This is a genomic window from Curtobacterium sp. MCBA15_013 (assembly GCF_001865095.1).
In the GTDB taxonomy this organism is placed as follows: Bacteria; Actinomycetota; Actinomycetes; order Actinomycetales; family Microbacteriaceae; genus Curtobacterium.
The window spans coordinates 16,701-34,991 of sequence record NZ_MJGQ01000018.1; the positions used below are offsets into that span (position 1 = coordinate 16,701).

The 18,291-nt window shown below is 73.0% G+C and carries 18 protein-coding genes; 7 read left to right on the forward strand and 11 right to left on the reverse strand.

Going from position 1 to position 18,291, the window contains the following annotated elements; translation table 11 throughout:
- Positions 1-3: 3 nt before the first annotated feature.
- The 4 genes from BIV01_RS11585 to BIV01_RS11600 all read right to left on the reverse strand — a co-directional run bounded on the left by BIV01_RS11585 (position 4) and on the right by BIV01_RS11600 (position 4,804).
- The gene (locus tag BIV01_RS11585; protein WP_071302944.1) at positions 4-762 is read right to left on the reverse strand and encodes an EamA family transporter; all 759 of its coding nucleotides are present in this window, start codon (positions 760-762) and stop codon (positions 4-6) included.
- A 306-nt stretch (positions 763-1,068) separates the two neighbouring features.
- Positions 1,069-2,970, reverse strand: a complete 1,902-nt coding sequence (locus BIV01_RS11590) for an amino acid transporter (RefSeq protein ID WP_374115171.1) — start codon at positions 2,968-2,970, stop codon at positions 1,069-1,071.
- 104 nt (positions 2,971-3,074) lie between these two features.
- The gene (locus BIV01_RS11595) at positions 3,075-3,368 is read right to left on the reverse strand and encodes a hypothetical protein (protein WP_139199314.1); all 294 of its coding nucleotides are present in this window, start codon (positions 3,366-3,368) and stop codon (positions 3,075-3,077) included.
- Between the two features lie 11 nt (positions 3,369-3,379).
- Positions 3,380-4,804 (reverse strand): PspC domain-containing protein, encoded by a 1,425-nt coding sequence (locus BIV01_RS11600; protein ID WP_071302946.1) that lies wholly within the window; start codon positions 4,802-4,804, stop codon positions 3,380-3,382.
- Between the two features lie 114 nt (positions 4,805-4,918).
- Here BIV01_RS11600 and BIV01_RS11605 point away from each other — a divergent pair, with 114 nt between their 5' ends.
- Together BIV01_RS11605 and BIV01_RS11610 are read left to right on the forward strand one after the other, a co-directional pair.
- Positions 4,919-6,148 (forward strand): ATP-binding protein, encoded by a 1,230-nt coding sequence (locus BIV01_RS11605; protein ID WP_071302947.1) that lies wholly within the window; start codon positions 4,919-4,921, stop codon positions 6,146-6,148.
- Positions 6,145-6,828 carry a LuxR C-terminal-related transcriptional regulator gene (locus BIV01_RS11610; protein WP_070416644.1) on the forward strand — a complete coding sequence of 228 codons (684 nt, stop codon included), beginning with the start codon at positions 6,145-6,147 and terminating at the stop codon, positions 6,826-6,828. Before BIV01_RS11605 ends, BIV01_RS11610 begins: the two co-directional genes overlap by 4 nt.
- Before the next feature lie 3 nt (positions 6,829-6,831).
- On the opposite strand, the gene BIV01_RS11615 is transcribed toward BIV01_RS11610, so the two are convergent.
- Genes BIV01_RS11615 through BIV01_RS11625 form a run of 3 tightly spaced genes read right to left on the reverse strand, consistent with a single transcriptional unit; the run spans position 6,832 to position 9,553 of the window.
- Positions 6,832-7,686 carry an ABC transporter permease gene (locus tag BIV01_RS11615; protein ID WP_071302948.1) on the reverse strand — a complete coding sequence of 285 codons (855 nt, stop codon included), beginning with the start codon at positions 7,684-7,686 and terminating at the stop codon, positions 6,832-6,834.
- Entirely contained in the window at positions 7,683-8,684 is a 1,002-nt protein-coding gene (locus tag BIV01_RS11620; protein WP_071302949.1) for an ATP-binding cassette domain-containing protein, read from the reverse strand. The genes BIV01_RS11615 and BIV01_RS11620 overlap by 4 nt, the downstream gene beginning before the upstream one ends.
- A 56-nt stretch (positions 8,685-8,740) precedes the next feature.
- Positions 8,741-9,553, reverse strand: a complete 813-nt coding sequence (locus BIV01_RS11625) for a hypothetical protein (protein ID WP_071302950.1) — start codon at positions 9,551-9,553, stop codon at positions 8,741-8,743.
- 205 nt (positions 9,554-9,758) lie between these two features.
- On the opposite strand from BIV01_RS11625, the gene BIV01_RS11630 reads away from it, so the two are divergent.
- Positions 9,759-10,139, forward strand: a complete 381-nt coding sequence (locus BIV01_RS11630) for a helix-turn-helix transcriptional regulator (RefSeq protein ID WP_254791826.1) — start codon at positions 9,759-9,761, stop codon at positions 10,137-10,139.
- 10 nt (positions 10,140-10,149) lie between these two features.
- Positions 10,150-10,554, forward strand: a complete 405-nt coding sequence (locus BIV01_RS11635) for a VOC family protein (RefSeq protein WP_071302952.1) — start codon at positions 10,150-10,152, stop codon at positions 10,552-10,554.
- Between the two features lie 80 nt (positions 10,555-10,634).
- Here BIV01_RS11635 and BIV01_RS19005 read toward each other — a convergent pair whose 3' ends face one another.
- Together BIV01_RS19005 and BIV01_RS11645 are read right to left on the reverse strand one after the other, a co-directional pair.
- On the reverse strand, positions 10,635-12,227 hold the full coding sequence (locus tag BIV01_RS19005; RefSeq protein ID WP_083413991.1) for an inositol monophosphatase family protein: 1,593 nt from the start codon (positions 12,225-12,227) through the stop codon (positions 10,635-10,637).
- A 179-nt stretch (positions 12,228-12,406) separates the two neighbouring features.
- On the reverse strand, positions 12,407-13,309 hold the full coding sequence (locus tag BIV01_RS11645; protein WP_071302953.1) for a hypothetical protein: 903 nt from the start codon (positions 13,307-13,309) through the stop codon (positions 12,407-12,409).
- Positions 13,310-13,479: 170 nt separating this feature from the next.
- Here BIV01_RS11645 and BIV01_RS11650 point away from each other — a divergent pair, with 170 nt between their 5' ends.
- Positions 13,480-13,902 (forward strand): DUF3054 domain-containing protein, encoded by a 423-nt coding sequence (locus BIV01_RS11650; protein WP_070416649.1) that lies wholly within the window; start codon positions 13,480-13,482, stop codon positions 13,900-13,902.
- Between the two features lie 33 nt (positions 13,903-13,935).
- On the opposite strand, the gene BIV01_RS11655 is transcribed toward BIV01_RS11650, so the two are convergent.
- Complete coding sequence (locus BIV01_RS11655) at positions 13,936-14,586, reverse strand: spermidine/putrescine ABC transporter substrate-binding protein (RefSeq protein WP_070416650.1); 651 nt, start codon at positions 14,584-14,586, stop codon at positions 13,936-13,938.
- 194 nt (positions 14,587-14,780) lie between these two features.
- Complete coding sequence (locus BIV01_RS11660; RefSeq protein WP_071295040.1) at positions 14,781-15,695, reverse strand: DUF3097 domain-containing protein; 915 nt, start codon at positions 15,693-15,695, stop codon at positions 14,781-14,783.
- 80 nt (positions 15,696-15,775) lie between these two features.
- Between BIV01_RS11660 and BIV01_RS11665 the strand changes: the two genes are divergently transcribed.
- Entirely contained in the window at positions 15,776-16,825 is a 1,050-nt protein-coding gene (locus tag BIV01_RS11665; protein ID WP_071295014.1) for an alcohol dehydrogenase catalytic domain-containing protein, read from the forward strand.
- Positions 16,826-16,967: 142 nt separating this feature from the next.
- Complete coding sequence (locus BIV01_RS11670) at positions 16,968-18,209, forward strand: ROK family transcriptional regulator (protein WP_071302954.1); 1,242 nt, start codon at positions 16,968-16,970, stop codon at positions 18,207-18,209.
- Positions 18,210-18,291: the final 82 nt, after the last annotated feature.

Here is an 18,291-nt window from a genome sequence, read left to right on the forward strand (position 1 = left end):
CCGCTAGGCGCGCGTCCGCTCCGGCACGGCCAGGACCGCCAGCCCGACGACCACCAGCCCGATGCCGACCCAGCCTCCGGCACCGAGGTGCTCCCCCACCACGAGCACGGCGAGCACCGCGGCCACGACGGGCTCGAACAGCGACAACAGCGTCGCGACCGAGGCGCTCACGGACCGCAGCCCGACGGCGTACAGCGAGTGCCCGAGCACCGTCGGCACGAGTGCCAGGTACAGGAACACCGGCCAGTTCGCCGCGACCCCGAGCGACGCCTGCCCGCCCACGACGGCGAGCACCACGAGCGGGACCGCCGCAAGCCCGAACACCGCACCGACGAGTCCGCGCTCACCCGGCAGGGACGCGCGAGCCGGCGGGGAAGCGCGACCCGGCAGCGACGCACGAGCCGGCATGGACGCACGAGCCGGCAGGGACCCGCGAGCCAGCAGCGAGGCACGATCCGCCACGGACACACCGCCGGGCAGCGCGACGGGAACGGACACCGCACGCATGCCCCGCGCGACCGCCCACGAGTACAGCGCGTACGTCAGACCGGCGAGCAGCGCACTCCCGAGCCCGAGCACGAGCGTCCCGCCCCGATCGGAACCACCCGACGCGCCCGCATGCTCGGAGGACCGCGCGAGCGTCACGACGACCATCCCGACCACGCTCACCAGGGTGGCGACGACCCACTTGCGCGTGACGCGCCTCCCGTCCGCCACCCACTCGACGAGCCCCGCGAACACGGGCGACGACCCGATGGCCACCGTCGTGCCCAGCGCGACGCCCGCGTCGGCGAGAGCCGCGTAGAACGCGACCGCGTAGACGACGAGCGACGCCGCGCCGAGCAGCGCCCAGCGACGGCTCGGCGACCGCGCGGAGCGTGCCGCGACCGGCGCCGAGGGCGAGGACGATCCCGCCGAGGCCGAACGTCACGGCCCCGAACACGAACGCGGGGACCCCGGGCGCGAAGTGCGTCGCGGTGCCGGTGGTCCCCCACACGGCCGCGGCGACGAGGACCGCCGCGAGTCCGCCGACGGGCCCGGAGGCGCGGCTCGCGTCCGCCCCGCCCGTCACGACACGTGGACGCTCGGTCGGCGGTTCACGTCGGGCTCCGCCTCGCGCAGCACCTCGCGCGTCACGGGCGCGACGTCACCGACGCCGGTGAACACGAAGCGGATGGCGTTGCGGATCGGGCTGCCCTCGTTCCACTCGAAGTAGATGCTCGGGACGACGCCGGCGATGTCCCGGATCGCGAGGAGCGTCGACGCGATCGTGTTCGGCACGTTGCCCGACCGGACCTTGAGCACGCGGTGCCCGTGGATGACGTGGCCCTCGACGACGAGGTCCTCCTCGAAGTCGGAGGAATCGGCGGGCAGGACCTCGAGGAACATCGTCGGCACACGGGCGGGGATGCCGGAGTCGCGGCGTTCCTCGCGCCCCTTCGACCGGTACGCCTCGGCCGTGCCGGCACCCGGTTCGTTCGCGATGATGCAGACCGAGCTGAACTGGTCGGCGTCGGCCTCGATGAACTGCCGGGCGGTGGCGTCGAGCTCGATCGACGACGCACGGAGCTCGAACGACCGGCGGACGCGGGAGACCAGCGAGACCACCACGATCGCGATGATGAAGATCGCGGCGATCCGGACGCCGTCCGGCCGCTCGATGACGTTCGCGACCGTCGTGTAGACGAACACCACGGCGATGATGCCGAACCCGATCGTGCGCTTCTTCTGCTGCTTCCGTCGGGCCGACAGGGTCACCGCGACCGCGGCGCTCGTGATGAGGACGAGCACGCCCGTGGCGTAGGCGCCGCCCTGCGCGTCGACGTTCGCCTGGAAGATGATCGTGATCACGAAGGCGATGAGCGTGAAGATGATGACGAGCGGCCGGGTCGCCCGCGCCCACTGCGGTGCCATGCCGTAGCGGGGCAGGAACCGGGGCACGAGGTTGAGCAGACCCGCCATCGCACTCGCACCGGCGAACCACAGGATCGCGACCGTCGAGAAGTCGTACACGGAGCCGAACACGCCACCGAGGTACTCGTGCGCCAGGTACGCCAGCGCCCGGCCGTTCGCGCCGCCGCCCGGCTGGAACTCCTGCTGCGGGATGAGGAAGGTGGTGACGATCGACGAGGTGATGAGGAACGAGCTCATGATGACCGCGGCGACGGTGAGCAGGCGCTTCGTCCCGCGGATCCGGCCCTCGGGTCGGGCGCTCGTGTCGTCGGACGCGTCGCCGCGCACCTGCGGCATCACCGCGACGCCGGTCTCGAAGCCGGACAGGCCCAGCGCGAGCTTCGGGAAGACGATGAGGGCGATGCCGATCATCACGAGGGGGTTGCTGTGCTGCGCCGTGAGGCCGCTCCACCAGTCGCTCGCGACCATCGGGTTCTCGAACACGTGCCACAGGGACACCCCGACGACGACCGCGTTGAGCAGCAGGTACACCGCGACGAGGGCGACCGCGATGCCGATCGCCTCCTTGAAGCCGCGGAGGAACACCACCCCGAGCAGGAGCAGCAGTGCGAGCGTGAGCGGCACCGGGATCTCGGTGAACCAGTGCGGCGTGAAGGGGTTCTCGGCGATGTGCGCCGTCGCGTCCGCCGCGGACAGCGTCATCGTGATCATGAAGTCCGTCACCGCGAACCCGAGGAGCACGAGCACGAAGAGCTTGCCGGCCCACCAGGGCAGGAGCTTCTCGAGCATCATGATCGAGCCGGCACCCCGGAAGCTGTCCTGCGCGACCCGGCGGTACACCGGCAGGGCGCCGAACAGCGTGACGAGCACGAGCACGATCGTCGCGATCGGCGACAGGAGCCCGGCGGCGAGCGCGGCGATCGCGGGCTGGTACCCGAGCGTCGAGAAGTAGTCGACGCCCGTGAGGCACATGACGCGCCACCACGAGTGGGTCTTCTCCACCTCGACCTGGTGCGGGCCCTGGTGCGAGGCGCCCTGGTCGGCCCCGTGCAGCATCCAGCGACGCACACGGGTGCTTCGGTCGAGGGGAGGCTCGGTCGCGTCGCGTTCCGCGGCCCGCTCGGCGTCTGTCGCGGTCACGGACACGATCGTAGGCCGTCCTAGCGCCGTGGTCTCGCGATCACCGCCGCGACACCGGCCACCACGAGCAGGACCCCGGCGGTCAGGCAGGCCCCGAGCAGGAGCGTCATCGGGTCGACGGTGAACCACGGCAGGGCGCTCACGGCCATCGCGGCGGCGAACACGAGGAGGACGACCCCCCAGAAGACCGTGCCGAAACGGGGTGCTCGGCGCGGGCGGCGAGCGGGTGCCGGGGCCCCGTCGAACGGGGTGGTCGAGGTGGTCGGGTCGTCCGGGGTGGTCCGGTCGTACGGGGTGGTCTCGTCGTTCGTCATCGTCTCGTTCCTCACTGGTCGACGGTCACGGCGCGCGGCACGTCGACGCCACCGCCGATGACCCACACGTGCACGGTCGTGGTCTCGGCGGCGTCCGCCGATCGCGCTGCCCGGTTCTCGACGGTCGTCGTGCCGAGCGCGCCACCGAGGCTGTCGTCCGCGTCGTCGTCCGGACGGAGCTCGACGCCGTACCCGACGCCGCTCACCCGGACCCGGACGGGAGCGTCGGTCGGCAGCTGGACCTCGGCTCCCCCGGCTCCGAGCCAGAGGTTCACCGTCCCGCCGCCGTCGGTCTCGTCGAGCCCGCGGAGGTCCAGCGTCGGCCCACCGACCACCATCGCGTAGTTCCGCTCGGTGCCCGGCCGCACGTCGTCCACCCGCCAGGTGGTCCCGCCGACGACCGTGACCTGCGTGCCGGTCGGCAGCACCCCCGTCACGACGAGCGCGACGACCCCGATGGTCGAGAACAGCCCGAGGCCACCGCTCTCCCGTCCGCGCACGCCGGCCACGACGGTCGCCACGGCGAGCACGGCGACCGCGGCGGCGATCCCGAGCACCGGCACGGGCAGGTCGGTCTGCTGCGCCCACACCGCGACGCCGGCTCCGACGACGAGGGCGAGGCCCAGACTCACGGCGACGTACCCGGCGCCGGGGAGCCGTTCGGCTCGCTCCGCTCGCCGTTCCGCCTGCCGCTGCCGTTCCGCGCGCATCCGCTCGGTGTGCTGACGGTGTCGGTCCGCCGCGGAGGTCGTGTCCCACTGCCAGGAGGCGCTGCTCGCCCCCGCCGCGGACCCGCCGGGAGCGACGTGGTCGGGTCCACCCACCGTCGTCGCGCCCGTCGCCGCCCACGTCGTCGGCGCGGGGTCGTCGGCACTCGTCCAGAAGTCGCGGCGCGTGCCCGGCTCCGCCGGCTCGCCGTGCGCCGCCTGCTCACCGGCCGCCGCCGGCTCACCGGCCGCCGGCTGCGAGCCCCGGCGCGCCAGGACCACCACGAGCCACACCGCGCACCCCACGAGGGCGATCGTCCACGCGGTCCCGAGCGTGGCCGAGAGCCAGCCGGGCATCCCCCACGCCACCGGGACACCCTGCCACCAGATGCCCTGGACGGCGGGGACGAAGGTCAGGACCACGAGGACGCCGATGGCGATGAGCGCCGGGTCGAGCACCCCGCGGACCATCCGCTCGACGTGGATGCGTCCGGACGAGTCCGGCAGCAGCGCCCACCCCGCCGCGTAGGCGAGGAACACCGGGCCGCCGAGGAGCGCCACGACGATCGCGACGCCCCGCACCACGAGCGGGTCGAGCCCGGTGCGCTCGGCGACGGCGCCGCACACGCCGGCGAGCCAGCGGTCGTCGGACCGGGTGACGTGGATGCCCCGGATCCAGTCGAAGAACCGTGTCGCCGACGCGGGGCCGCCGGTGTCCTGTTGTGTCATGGCCACCAGCATCGTGGCCGCCGACGGTCGGCACCATCGGGGTTCACCCTGATCGTCCCCTGATCCCCGCCCCGGAGCCCGCGGTCGGCGGACCCGGGGTGCCAGGATTGGCCCATGCCGACCGCCACGATGTCCCGCCCGGCCCTCCGGGTCGTCGGTGGCGTGTGCGGTGGGTTCGCTGCCCACACCGGGCTGCCCGTCGGCGCGGTGCGGCTCGCGACCGCGGTGCTGGCGGTGTGCGGCGGGGCCGGTGTCCTGCTCTACGCCTGGCTCTGGGCGACGACGCCGAGCCAGGGTCCGGCGATGCCGACGTCCCTGCGGGCGGTGCTGACCCGTCCCGCAGCGGAGGCCGAGGCCGCGCCGGACGAGCACGCGCGCCGGGCGCCGGTCGTGGAGATCCTGCTCGGCATCGCGCTGCTGACGGCGGGCGGCGCGATGGTCGCCTCACGCCTGGGCGCCGACGTCCCGCTCGCGTTCATCGTGCCGGCGATCGTCGTCGCCACCGGAGCGGCACTCGCGTGGCGGCAACTCGACGCCCTCCGGAACGTCCGCGCCGCGGGGTCCTCCGCCCTCGTCGTCCGGGCCCTCGGCGCGCTCGTGCTCGTCGTGCTCGGCATCCTGCTCTTCTTCACCTCGAGCACGCACCCGAACGTCTGGACGGTCCTCACCGCCGCGACCGCGGTGCTGCTCGGCGTCGCCGTCGTGGTCGCGCCCTGGGTGGTCCGGCTCGTCCGCGACCTCGCCGAGGAGCGCGCCGCCCGTGTGCGGGACGTCGAGCGGGCCGAGATCGCGGCGCACCTGCACGACTCCGTCCTGCAGACCCTGGCGCTCATCCAGCAGCGGGCCGAGCCGGGCTCCGACGCCGCACGGCTCGCGCGGGCCCAGGAGCGCGAACTCCGGTCGTGGCTGTTCGCCGAGCAGGCCGAGCCGACCGCCGACCTCGGGGCCCAGCTCCGGGCGACCGCGGTCGAGATCGAGACCGAGTACCCGGCGCAGGTCGAGGTGATCGCGATCGGTCCGGCGCGGGCCGACCTGCCCGAGGGCATCGTCGCGGCCGCCCGCGAGGCGATGCTCAACGCCGCTCGGCACGCCGGTGGGACCGTCCGGGTGTACGCCGAGACCGCCCACGACCGCGTGGAGGTCACCATCGGCGACCGCGGGCCGGGCTTCGACCCCGCGGCCGTCCCGGAGGGCCGCTACGGCGTCCGCGAATCGATCGTCGGCCGGATGCAGCGCATCGGTGGCACCGCGACGATCGCGCCGGGGCCGGGACGCACCGGCACCGAGGTCCGTCTGGTCCTCCCCCTGACCGCCCCCGACCGGCCGACCGAGGAGCACCCGTGACCGACGACCCCACCGCGCAGCCGCAGGCCGCACCGCTCACCGTCGCCATCGTGGACGACCACTCCATCTTCCGGGCCGGCGTGCGCGCCGGGCTGCCGCCGCGCCTCCTGGTCGTCGGTGAGGCCGCGACCGTCGACGAGGCCGTCGACCTCGTCGCCGCGACCCGACCGCGCGTCGTCCTGCTCGACGTCCACCTGCCCGGCGGTGCGGGCGGTGGTGGCGCCGAGGTGATCGCACGCGCCGCCCCGGGCCACCCGGACACACGGTTCCTCGCGCTGAGCGTCTCGGACGCGGCGGACGACGTGGTGCGGGTGATCCGGGCGGGAGCGCGCGGGTACATCACCAAGAGCTCGTCGGAGGCCGACGTCGCCGAGGCGATCGACCGCGTGGCCGAGGGGGACGCGGTGTTCTCGCCGCGGCTGGCCGGTTTCGTGCTGGACGCGTTCGGCGCCGTGAGCGGCGAGACCGCGCAGGTCGACACGGAACTCGACCGCCTGTCGGCGCGCGAGCAGGAGGTGATGCGGCTCATCGCCCGCGGGTACGCCTACAAGGAGGTCGCCGCGGACCTGTTCATCTCGGTGAAGACCGTCGAGACGCACGTGTCGAAGGTCCTGCGGAAGCTGCAGCTGTCGAACCGGCACGAGCTCACGGCGTGGGCGCTCCAGCGGAAGCTCCTCTGAGCACTACTTCGAGCTGATGCGCGTGTACTTGTTCACCGACCACGGCACGAACACCACCAGCATCACCGCGATCCCGATCAGCACCGTCACGATCGGGTGCTGCATCGTCCAGATGTCCGGCACCGGTGCAGAGCCGACGTTGCCGAACAGCTCGCGGGCGGCCTGCACGAGCGACGACACCGGGTTCCACTCCGCGAAGACCCGCAGCACGAGCGGCAGCGTGTCGCTCGGGACGAAGGCGTTGGAGATGAACGTCAGCGGGAACAGGATCATGAACGAGGCGTTGTTGATGACCTCGGGCGTCTTGACGCTCATGCCGAGCAGCGCCATCACCCAGCTGAACGCGTAGCTGAAGAGCAGCAGCAGTGCGATGCCGGCGAGGAACTCCAGCGGCGACGAGTTCACCCGCCACCCGACCGCGAGCCCGGTGAGCATCATGATCGCCATCGAGATCCCGTTCAGCACCAGGTCGGAGTTCGTCCGGCCGACGAGCACCGCGGACGCCGACATCGGGAGCGTGCGGAACCGGTCGATCAGCCCTTCCTTGAGGTCCTGCGCCATCGCCGAGCCGGAGAACGTCGCGCCGAACACGACCGTCTGGGCGAAGATCCCCGCCATCAGGAACTGCGTGTAGTCGGTCCCCTGCACCTGGATCGCGCCGCCGTAGACCTGGCTGAAGAGCAGGACGAACATGATCGGCTGCAGCACCGCGAACACGAGCATGTCCGGCGACCGCTTGATCTTGATGAGGTTCCGCTTCGTGACCGTCCAGCCGTCCTCGAACCAGACCGCCGCGGGCGCCGTGACGACGACGGGCAGCTGCCGGCCGAGTGCCGTGGCGGGTGTGGTGGCGGTCATCGTGCCGCCTCCTTCTGCTTCGTGGCGGCCGGGTCGACCGCATCGTCGTCCGACGCCGCGTGGCCGGTGAGCCGGAGGAACACGTCGTCGAGGGTGGGGCGTCGCATGCCGGCGTCGTGCAGCTCGATGCCGGCGTCACCGAGGTCGGCGAGCACCCGCTGGAGGGCCGAGGGTCCGGCCTCGACCGCGATGGCGTGGGTCCGGCCGTCGCCGGAGGCCTCGACCTCGCCGACGCCGTAGCGACGGAGGACGGTCGTGGCGGCGTCCGCATCGGCCTGGTCCACCAGCGTGACGACGACCCGGTGGCCGCCGACCTGGGCCTTGAGGTGGTCGGAGGTGCCCTCGGCGATGACGGTCCCACCGTCGATCACCGCGATGTCGTCGGCCAACTGGTCGGCTTCTTCGAGGTACTGCGTGGTGAGCAGCACCGTCGTGCCCTCGGCCACGAGCCCCTCGATGATGCCCCAGAGCGCGAGCCGGCTGCGCGGGTCGAGCCCGGTGGTCGGTTCGTCGAGGAACAGCACGCGGGGGTTCATCACGAGCGCGCCGGCGAGGTCGATCCGCCGCCGCATGCCGCCGGAGAAGCCCTTCACGGGGCGGTCCCCGGCCTCGGCCAGGTCGAAGACGTCGATGAGCTCGCGCGCCCGTTCCCGCGCCGTCCGACGACCGAGGTGGTACAGCCGCCCGATCATCTCGAGGTTCTCGAACCCGGTCAGGTTCTCGTCGACCGCGGCGTACTGGCCCGAGACCCCGATGGAACGCCGGGTGGCCTGCGGGTCGGCGATGACGTCGATGCCGTCGATCGTCGCCGTGCCGCTGTCCGGCGTGATGAGCGTGGTCAGCACCTTCACCGTGGTGGTCTTGCCGGCACCGTTCGGCCCGAGCAGCGCCTTGACGGTGCCCTGCGGCACCACCAGGTCGAGCCCGGCCAGTGCGTGCACGGGACCGGACTTCGATCGGTACGTCTTGGTCAGCCCGGAGGCTTCGATGATGGCCATGTCGCTCCCTTGTCGAGCATGGAACATATCAGACGGTCGGTGCCGACCGTGACGCGCTACACGTCGAAGTCACCACCGAAGTCGCTGAAGCCACCGCCGAAGTCGGATCCGCTGTCGCCCCAGCCCGCACTCTCGAACCCGCCGCCGTCGGACGCGCCGCTGTCGGACGCGCCTCCGTCACCGGAGTCGGCACCAGTGTCCTCCGAACCACCGTCACCCGCAGCATCGGTACCGCCGTCGAACGATCCGGGGTCCGGCAGGAAGGCGCTCATGATGGCCGAACCGATCACGTAGCCGGCGACCGTCCCGAGGATCGAGGCGCCGATCATGCTGCCGAACGAGGGACCGGAGCGCTGCCCGGCACCGCCGAACATCCCGCCGCGACCGTTCCCGACACCGCCGAGCGAGCGCTCCATGAACCCGGGCTGCCGGATCTCCGAGCGCGTCGCGGCCTGGGCCAGGGAGCGCGGGTCGTCGCCGCGCGGGGCCTCGCCGTCCGGCGCGGACCGGGTGAACTCGTCGTAGACCATCCGGCGCTGCTCGTCCGTGAGCTTCGCGAAGGCCTCGGCGTGGACCTCCTCGATGCGCTCCGGCGGGGCCGTGCGGAGCAGGTAGCGGTAGCGCTCGACCGCACGCTCGTCGTCGGTCGACGCCTGCTGGCCACCGGTCGGGCCGCCGCCGCCCCACTGCGGCGTGCCGTACTGGCCGCCGGCCGCCGGCGCTCCTGTGGGCGCGGGCTGGTGGTATGACTGCTGGCCGTAGCGGTACCCCTGCTGCTGCGGCTGCAGCGGCTGTCCCCACTGGTTCTGCTGCGCGGCGCCGTTCTGGTCGCGCTCCGGACGTCCGAGCAGGCGGTCGAGGAATCCCATGGTCGATGCTCCTTCGGGTGCGCCCCGCCGTCGGCGGAGCAGTGCGGACCGCCGTGGAGCGGTGCCGTGGACTGCCACCCTAGGGAGCGCCGGCGACCACTGACTGAACGCCCGCACAGAGTCACCCGAGAGCCGGCGGTGCAGGATGGCCTGCGTGACCGCGGACCTCGACGAACTCCGACGGCTCCGGCGCGCCCGCAGCCGGATGGACCGCGCCTACGCCGAACCCCTCGACGTCCCGTCGCTCGCCGCCGGCGCCTTCATGTCGCCCGCCCACTTCGGCCGCCGGTTCCGCGCCGCCTACGGCGAGACCCCGTACGCGTACCTGATGACCCGGCGCATCGAACGGGCACAGGCGCTCTTCCGGAGCACCGGGCTCAGCGTGACCGAGGTCTGCCTCGCCGTCGGCGCGACGAGCCTCGGATCGTTCTCGTCGCGCTTCACCGAGCTCGTCGGGATGACCCCGTCGCAGTACCGTGCCGCCGATCACGATGCCCTCGCCGGCGTGTGGAGCTGTCACGCCATGGTCGTCACCCGACCCGTTCGAGCAGGATCCGAGAAGCGCGGGGCGACCGGGCGGTCCTAGTCTCGCTGCCATGAGCATCCAGATCAGCGGCGTGCACGTGCTCGCCGACGACATCGACGCCGCCGTCGCCTTCTACGGCGACGTCCTCGGCTTCACCGTCCGCAACACCGTCGAGAACGGCGGGTTCCGGTGGGTGACCCTCGCGAGCGACGACCACGCCGACCTCGAGCTCGTCCTGTCCGAGCCGCACGCCGGTCGGTCGCAGGAGGACGGCGACGCGATCGCCGCGCTCCTCGCCAAGGGCGGCCTCGCCATGCTGCAGCTCCGTGTGTCCGACCTCGACGCCACGTTCGACCGGATCACGGCGAGTCCCGACGCCGAAGTCCTGCAGGAGCCCACCGACCAGTTCTGGGGCGTCCGCGACGCGGCCGTCCGCGACCCCGCGGGCAACATGGTGCGGATCGCGCAGGCCTGACGGCCCGTCACGCGCCCACCTGTGGGCCTGGAGGCGCGGGTCGGGCCCGCACCGCGCCTCCAGGCCCACAGGGGTGACGCTCAGACGGCGGCGAGCGCTGCCGTCCACACGGCGTGCAGTTCGTCAGCCGCACCCGGGTGCGCCACCAGGAACGGCTCACCCGCCGGCGGGAACCCGTCGACGGGGCCCTCCCGGGTGAGCACGACGCCGCCGGCCTCGTGCACGAGCAACACCGCAGCACCGTGGTCGATCGGGTCGAACGCCGACACGCACCCGCCGATCCCCCGCCCGGCCGCGACCTGCGCGATCGTCAGCGTGCCGGACCCCTGCACCCGCAGCGTGCACGAGCGGGCCGCGAGGGCGTCGAGGAACGCGCCGAACCCAGGCCACGGCCGGTGTCCGTCGAGCTCGGTGCCGACGACGGCTCCGGCGAGGGCGCGTGGGGCGTCGTCGAGGCGCAGCGTCCGGTCACGGAGGGTGGCGCCGCGACCGCTCCGGGCCTCGAGCACCTCACCACGCCACGGATCGGCGACGACGCCGACGAGCGGACGACCGCCGCGGGTGAGGCAGAGCGACATCGAGGTCCACGGCACCCCGTTCGCGAGGTTCGTCGTCCCGTCGACCGGGTCGAGGTACCAGCGGTGCCGGTCGCCGGGGGCCTCGCCGTACTCCTCGCCGGTGAACCCGTGCGTGGGGAACGCCGTCCGTACCCGGGAGCGCACGTGCTGTTCGACGAGTCGGTCGACGTCGGTGACGAGGTCGGCGGGGTGCGCCTTCGTGGTGACCTCGCCGACGGGGTGCTCGCGGGTGAAGGCGATCACCTCGTGGGCGATCCGGTGCGCCAGTGCCTCGGCGCGGGAGGCCACCTCGGTCTCGGTCGGCTCGCGGTCCCGCTCCGGCCAGCCGTCCCGTTCCGCCGCGGCGAGCGCTGCCCGGACGGCCGCGACGTCGTTCGTGGTGATCGAGTCGACGCCCGACATCGCTGCCCACACGGCCGGCTCGGGGTCGTCCACGGTCCACACCGACACGACGAGGCCGAGGTCGTGCGCGGCCCGGACGGTGCGCGGGGTGAGGAACGCGACGTCGAGGTTCAGCGTCGAGGGCGCGAGCGGCGCCAGGTCCTCCGCGGTCGGCGCCTCGAGCGACTCCCACGCGAGCCAGACGTCGGCGTCCGGGAGGACCTCGCGGACCGCCGCCATCGCCTCAGGCGCGCCGCACCACGCGACGCCGGTGCTCCCCCGGTGCGCCGCGACGGTCCGCGCGGCGACGAGGGCGTCCTCCGGGTCGGTCAGGTCGACGAGCAGCGAGGTCCGGCAGCCATCGAGCCGTTCGAGTGCGGCGTCGAGTCGCGGGATCCGGTCGAGGCCGTTCCCGAGCCGGGCGACGTCGCACCAGTCCACCTCGGACACGCGTCGGGCGTCGCCCCACATCCGGCCGAGGGTCTCGTCGTGGAGCAGCACGGCGACGCCGTCGGCGGTGCGGCGGACGTCGACCTCGATGGTGTCCGCGCCGAGGGCCTCGGCGACGGCGATGGCGGGCAGGGTGTTCTCGCGCCGGACGCGCGGCGCACCCCGGTGGGCGACGAGGCGTGGTGCGCGCACGGTGCGCCGGGCGTCCGGGGCTGCATCGGTGGCGACCATCCGGCCCGTCGGTGCCTGCGCGGTCGACGTCATCCGCCGATCGTGCCGGACGCCGGCGAACCGGAGGTGACGTGCGCGTGAACGCGGCGTGCGCGTGGGCGGCGCGCGCGCTGGCCGCAGTGTGCGAGGTTCCGCGCACTGTGGGATGCGCGCGCCCTCGCACACTGCACGGAACCTCGCGCCGTCCGTCCGACACCCTCGCACGGTGCGTGTCAGTGGCGCATCGGGACGTGCGCCCGACGGAGCTTGCCACGGAACGACGCCTCGTTCCAGAGGTCACGCCAGTCCAGCCGGATGACCTGGCGGACCTCGTCGAACGCACGCAGGCGGTCCTCGCGGTACTTCTCCGCGATCACGACGTCCTCGGCGGAGGCCCCGGCGCGCATGCCGCGGTCCCGGTACTTGACCTCCCCGTCGAACTCGATCACGACCCCGATGTCCGGCAACCAGAGGTCGACGACGATGTCGGGGTGCCCGCGCTCCCGGAAACGGTGCTGCGTGACCGGAGTGGGCGCTCCGTACTCGTCGAGCCGGACCCGCGCGACGGACTCCCCCGGTGTGTCCGCTCCCGTGTCAGCGAACTCCAGCGAGCGCAGTGCACGCCGACGTCCTCGGACGGAACGGCGCTCGATGCCGTCCTGCACCGTCCGCGCATCGGCGCCGAGTCGCAGGAGCCGGTCGAGCGCCACCACACCGTCGAGGAACGGCAGGGACCCGGCGAGGTCGACAGCGGTCCGATCGTGGTCCGTCACTCGGAGGTCGTCCCTCCGGAACTGCCAAGTGCCGAGCATCTCGGGGTCGAAGTCGGCGTGCACGACGAAGGTGGCGCTGGTCGTGCGTGCATCCGTCCCCGGCCGGATGAGATGGACGCGTCCGGGCCAGGGTCCGAGGAACGGTACGCCGAGCACGGCGGCGGCGGACAGGTGCGACACCACGAAGTGCGGTCGGATGCGGTCGACCAGCGATCGGACCAGGACGTGGTGCCGCTGCTCCGGTCGGAGCAGATCCCACGTGTCGGCGGGGACGTACCGACCGTGCGCGATCCGTCGGAGCTCACCGGCGCGGGCTCGCGCACGGATGACCCTGGCCGTGTCGGGGTGGCCGTCGTTGACCACGGTCCAGGGACAGTCTGGGACGGCAGGGAATGAAGGTGACCCGGTCATCGGTCGATCGTGTCGGTGCGCTCGCACGGTGCGGTGAGATGGCGGAGACCTGTGGACGACGTGTCCTGTCCACAGGCCCGGCGACGGCCACCACCGGCCATCGCCGACTGCGAGAATGGGGTGTGACCGAACGCACCTGGGGCTGGCTCGCAGCCGTGATCGACGTCGTGCTCATCGTCCTGTTCGCCCTGATCGGGCGCTCCTCGCACGGTGAGGCGAACTCCGCACTCGCGCTGTGGACCACCGCCTACCCGTTCCTCGCCGGGTGGGCGATCGCCTACGTGACGAGCGGAGCGTGGGCTCGCCCGCTGCGCTTCTGGCCCACGGGTGTCGTCGTGTGGGTCCTCACGGTCTTCGTCGGGTTGGCGATCCGGGTGGCGACGGGCCAGGGCGACGTGGACGGCAACCCGCTACCGATCTCGTTCGTGATCGTCGCGACGATCGTGCTCGGGGTGTTCCTGCTCGGGTGGCGCGGGCTCGCTCGACTCGTCATCGGTGCCGTCGACCGACGCCGGCAGCGCGGGGCGGTGTCGGCCGAGCGCTGACCGTCAGGTGCGCCCGCCTCGACCGCACACCGGTCAGAACAGCCCGGCGCGCGGTGCCTCCGGCCCGTCGAACCCGCGGAACATGTCCGACACCAGGGCCTCGATCTGCGGCTCGACGAGTCGTTCGACCGCCTCGGCGATCCGCGGCCGGTGGTCGATGAGCGCCAGGCAGACCGCCGTGCCGGTGGAACGGGCGCACTCGTCGGAGAGGGCGATCTCGTGACGGAGCGCCGACTTCGCCTCGTCCGACAAGGGTTCGCGTGGCGCCTGCTCGTGCGCGCCCGTGCCGGTCAGCTCGCCGAGCGTGAAGAGGAACGGCTCCCCCGGTGACGGCTCCGGGTCGACGTCGAGGCCCTGGAACTCCGGCTGCAGGCCCTCGGTCGGCTGGTACCCGGCGTGACGCTTGCGTGCCGCGGCCCGCTCGAGTTCGCGCTGCAGCAGGGGCAGGTTCTTGGCGGTGTAGTCGTCGACGGCGTCCTCGATGATCGTCGAGATGCGGCCGATCAACGCGTGCTGGACGGCGTGCGGCACGTCCGGTCCGAAGCCCGCGGCGGTGGCGATCGGCGAACCGGTGCACTTGCGGCAGATGCGTGTCCGGGGCCGCGCGGTGCCGATCTGCCAGCGGGGCAGCCAGCGCAGCCAGACCTCGACAGCGCTGCGCACGCGTCCGTCGATGCCGTCCATGCTCCAAGCGTATGCGCCGCGCCCGGGATCGCCGCGGATTTCCGGGCCGGGGCAGATCGCGCGGCTCGCACCGTGCGAGGTGCGCGCCGCACTGTGCGAGGTTCCGCGCAGCGTGCGTGGCCACGGGCGTGCCACCGTGCGGGGAACCTCGCACACTGCGGAACGGCGGCGCGGCGCCGGGCGACGCCGGGTCGTCAGTCCTTCGGCTCGGTCACGAAGTCGATGAGCTCCTCGACACGACCGAGCAACTGCGGCTCGAGGTCGGCGAACGTCCGCACCTGCCCGAGGATCCGCTGCCAGGCCCGGGCGATGTCGGCCTGCTCGGCGGCGGGCCACCCGAGCGCCTGGCAGATGCCCTTCTTCCACTCGATCGAGCGCGGGATCGTCGGCCACGCCTGGAGTCCGACGCGGGCGGGCTTCACCGACTGCCAGACGTCGACGAACGGGTGCCCGACGACGAGCACGTGCGCGCCCCACTTCCCGCGCATCACGGCGTCGGCGAAGCGGGACTCCTTCGAGCCCGGCACGAGGTGGTCCACGAGCACGCCGACACGACGGTCGCGCGAGGGCCGGAAGTCGTCGAGCACGTCGGCCAGGTTGTCGACGCCGGAGAGCTCCTCGACGACGACGCCCTCGACCCGGAGGTCGGCTCCCCAGACCTTCTCGACGAGTTCGGCGTCGTGCTTGCCCTCCACCATGATCCGGGAGGGCAGTGCCACCCGGGCGCGCTGCGACTCCACGGCGAACGATCCGGACGCGGTGCGGAGGCGACCGCCGTCGGACGCGTGCCGGACCGCCGGGGCCGAGCCGCGCCTCCCGACCGGCGGTGCAGCGGCGGCAGACCGCCCCACCGGTGCCTGCGGGCGGCCGAGCGTGACGAGCTCGCCCTCGAGCAGGAACTGCCCGGTGAAGGGGAAGGACCGCGTGCGCCCCTTCCAGTCCTCGAGCTCCACGTTGCCGGCCTCGAGCCGCACTACGGCGCCGGCCCAGCCGGTCGTCGGGTCCTCGAGGACCATGTCCCGCTCGAGCGGCACCTGCCGCACCTTCTGCACCCCGCGCGAGCGCCAGTCGCCCGAGAGCACGTCACTGCCGTACCGGTCGTCGTCCACCCGCACGAGGGTACTGTCGTCCCGGGCCCGGACGACGTCGACCGGCCGCACACCCCACCATCTCGACGGAAGGCACACCCTTGCGCGCTGCGATCATCCACGCTCCGAACGACATCCGTGTCGAGGACCGCGACCAGCCCGACCTCATCACGCCGAAGGACGTCGTGGTCAAGGTCGTCGCGGCGTGCGTGTGCGGGTCGGACCTCTGGCCGTACCGGGGCGTCACGCCGACGAAGCAGCCGCGTCCGATCGGCCACGAGCTCGTCGGCGAGGTCGTCGCGGTGGGCGACGCCGTCACGGACCTGCACGTCGGCGACTTCGTCATCTCCCCCTTCACCATGAACGACGGCACGTGCCAGGCCTGCCGCCACGGCATGACGACCGGTTGCGACCACCTGTCCGGCTTCGGCGGGAAGGACGCGTACGGCGACCCGGTCGGCGGCGCCCAGGCCGAGTACGTCCGCATCCCGGACGCCTCCGCGACCCTCGTCGCGGTGCCGGGCCCGGTCGACCCGGCGCTCGTCCCCTCGCTCCTCACCCTGTCGGACGTCTTCTCCACCGGGCACCACGCCGCGGTGTCCGCAGCCGTCGGCCCCGGCAAGACGGTCGTCGTGGTGGGCGACGGCGCGGTCGGGCTGTCCGCCGTCCTCGCCTCGAAGCGGCTCGGTGCCGAGCGGATCATCGCGATGAGCCGGCACGCCGACCGACAGGCGCTCGCGCGCGAGTTCGGCGCGATGGACGTCGTCGAGGCGCGTGGCGAGGAGGGCGTCGCGGCGATCCGCGAGCTGCTCGACGGCGACCTGGCCGACTGCGCGGTCGAGGCCGTCGGCACCGAGGAGAGCATGGACCAGGCACTGCACTCGGTCCGCCCGGGCGGCAACCTCGGCTTCGTCGGGGTCCCGCACGGGGTGCCGACGATCGGCACGCGGTACCTCTTCGACACGAACATCACCGTCGCGGGCGGCATGGCCCCGGCGCGCACGTACATCCCCGAGCTGCTGCCGGACGTGCTCTCGGGTGCGATCGAGCCGGGCCGCGTCTTCGACCTCGAGCTCCCGCTCGACGAGGCGGCGGAGGCGTACCGCGCGATGGACGAGCGTCGCGCGATCAAGGTGCTGCTGCGCCCGTAGCGCTCAGCCGCGACGTCAGACGTCCCGCGCCGCACGTTTCGCTCCGCTCGTTCCGCTCCGCACGTTTCGCGGAGCGGAACGCGTGTTTCGAATCGGTAAACAAACCTTTCAGTAAAGAAGGTTGTCCGTTACAGTCCTCGACATGACCACTCGAGGACGCACCCCCGGCCAGCCCGGCCTCCTGCGTGTCCTCAACGACCGGGCCGCACTCGAGCTCCTGCTCGACGACGGGCCGCTCACCCGCAACGAGATCGCCCAGCGCACCGGGCTCAGCAAGCCGACCGCGGCCGAGATCATCCGGCGGCTCGAGGCGGCGGCCCTCATCCGCGAAGCCGGCACCGCATCACAGGCCGGTCGCCGGGGCCCGAGCGCGGTGGTGTACGAAGCGATCACCGACCGCGACCTCGGCGTGGCGGTCGACGTCCAGCTCGTCGACGTCCGCAGCACCGTGGTGGACGCCGCCGGCCGCACCTTCCCGGTCGCGACCCACACGATGTCCCCGGCCGAGATGCGCGCGCCCGGTGCCGACATCGTCGCCGCCGCGATCTCCCGGGCCGCAGCGGCCGCGGGCGTCGACCCGGACCTCGTCACCGCGGTGGGCATCGGGGTCCAGGCGAGCGTCGACCACGCGACCGACACCCTCATCTTCACCGACGGCCTGCCCGGCTGGCCCCGTGACCGGGTCGCCGCGACGCTCTCCGCCGCACTCGGGGTCCGCGTCGTCATCGAGAACGACGCCAACCTCGCGGCGATCGCCGAACGGAACATGGGCGCCGGACGGACCCCCGGGTCGTTCGCCCTGTTCTGGATGGCCGAGGGCCTCGGCATGGCGCTCGACCTCGGCGGCCACCTGCACACCGGCGCGTCCGGTGCCGCCGGCGAGATCGGCTACCTCGGCGTGCCCGCAGACGCACGCTCCATCGACCCGACGGCCACGATCGTCGCGGACCTCATCTCCGAGTCCGCGATCATCGCACTCGCCGCCGAACACGGGATCACGGCACCGGACGGCACCGCTGCCGACTGGCGCCAGGTGCTCCCGCAGCTGCCCGGGCTCCCCGAGCAGCACCCGTTCACCACCGCCCTCGGCGAGCGCGTCGGGCACAACGTGCTCCCCGCCCTCGCCGTCGCCGATCCCGAGACGGTCGTGCTGCACGGCCCGACCGGGATCGCGGGCGGACCCGCCCTGGCCGCCGCCGTGACCGCCTGGCTCCGGACCCGCACGCGCTGGTCCACCGCCGTCGAGGCCCCCGGCGTCCCCGACACCCCCGTCCTGCACGGTGCGCGGCACGTCCTCATCGACGTCGTCCGCACCGCGCTCGCGGACCGGCTCGAGCGCATCAGCGACGATGTGCCCGCACCGGACCCGGCCGAGCGCCCCTGACCAGCACCACCCCACCCGCACCACTCGAGGCACCATCACCCGGCCCTGTCCCAGGGCTCTTCGGCGCGCCCGGAAACGACGT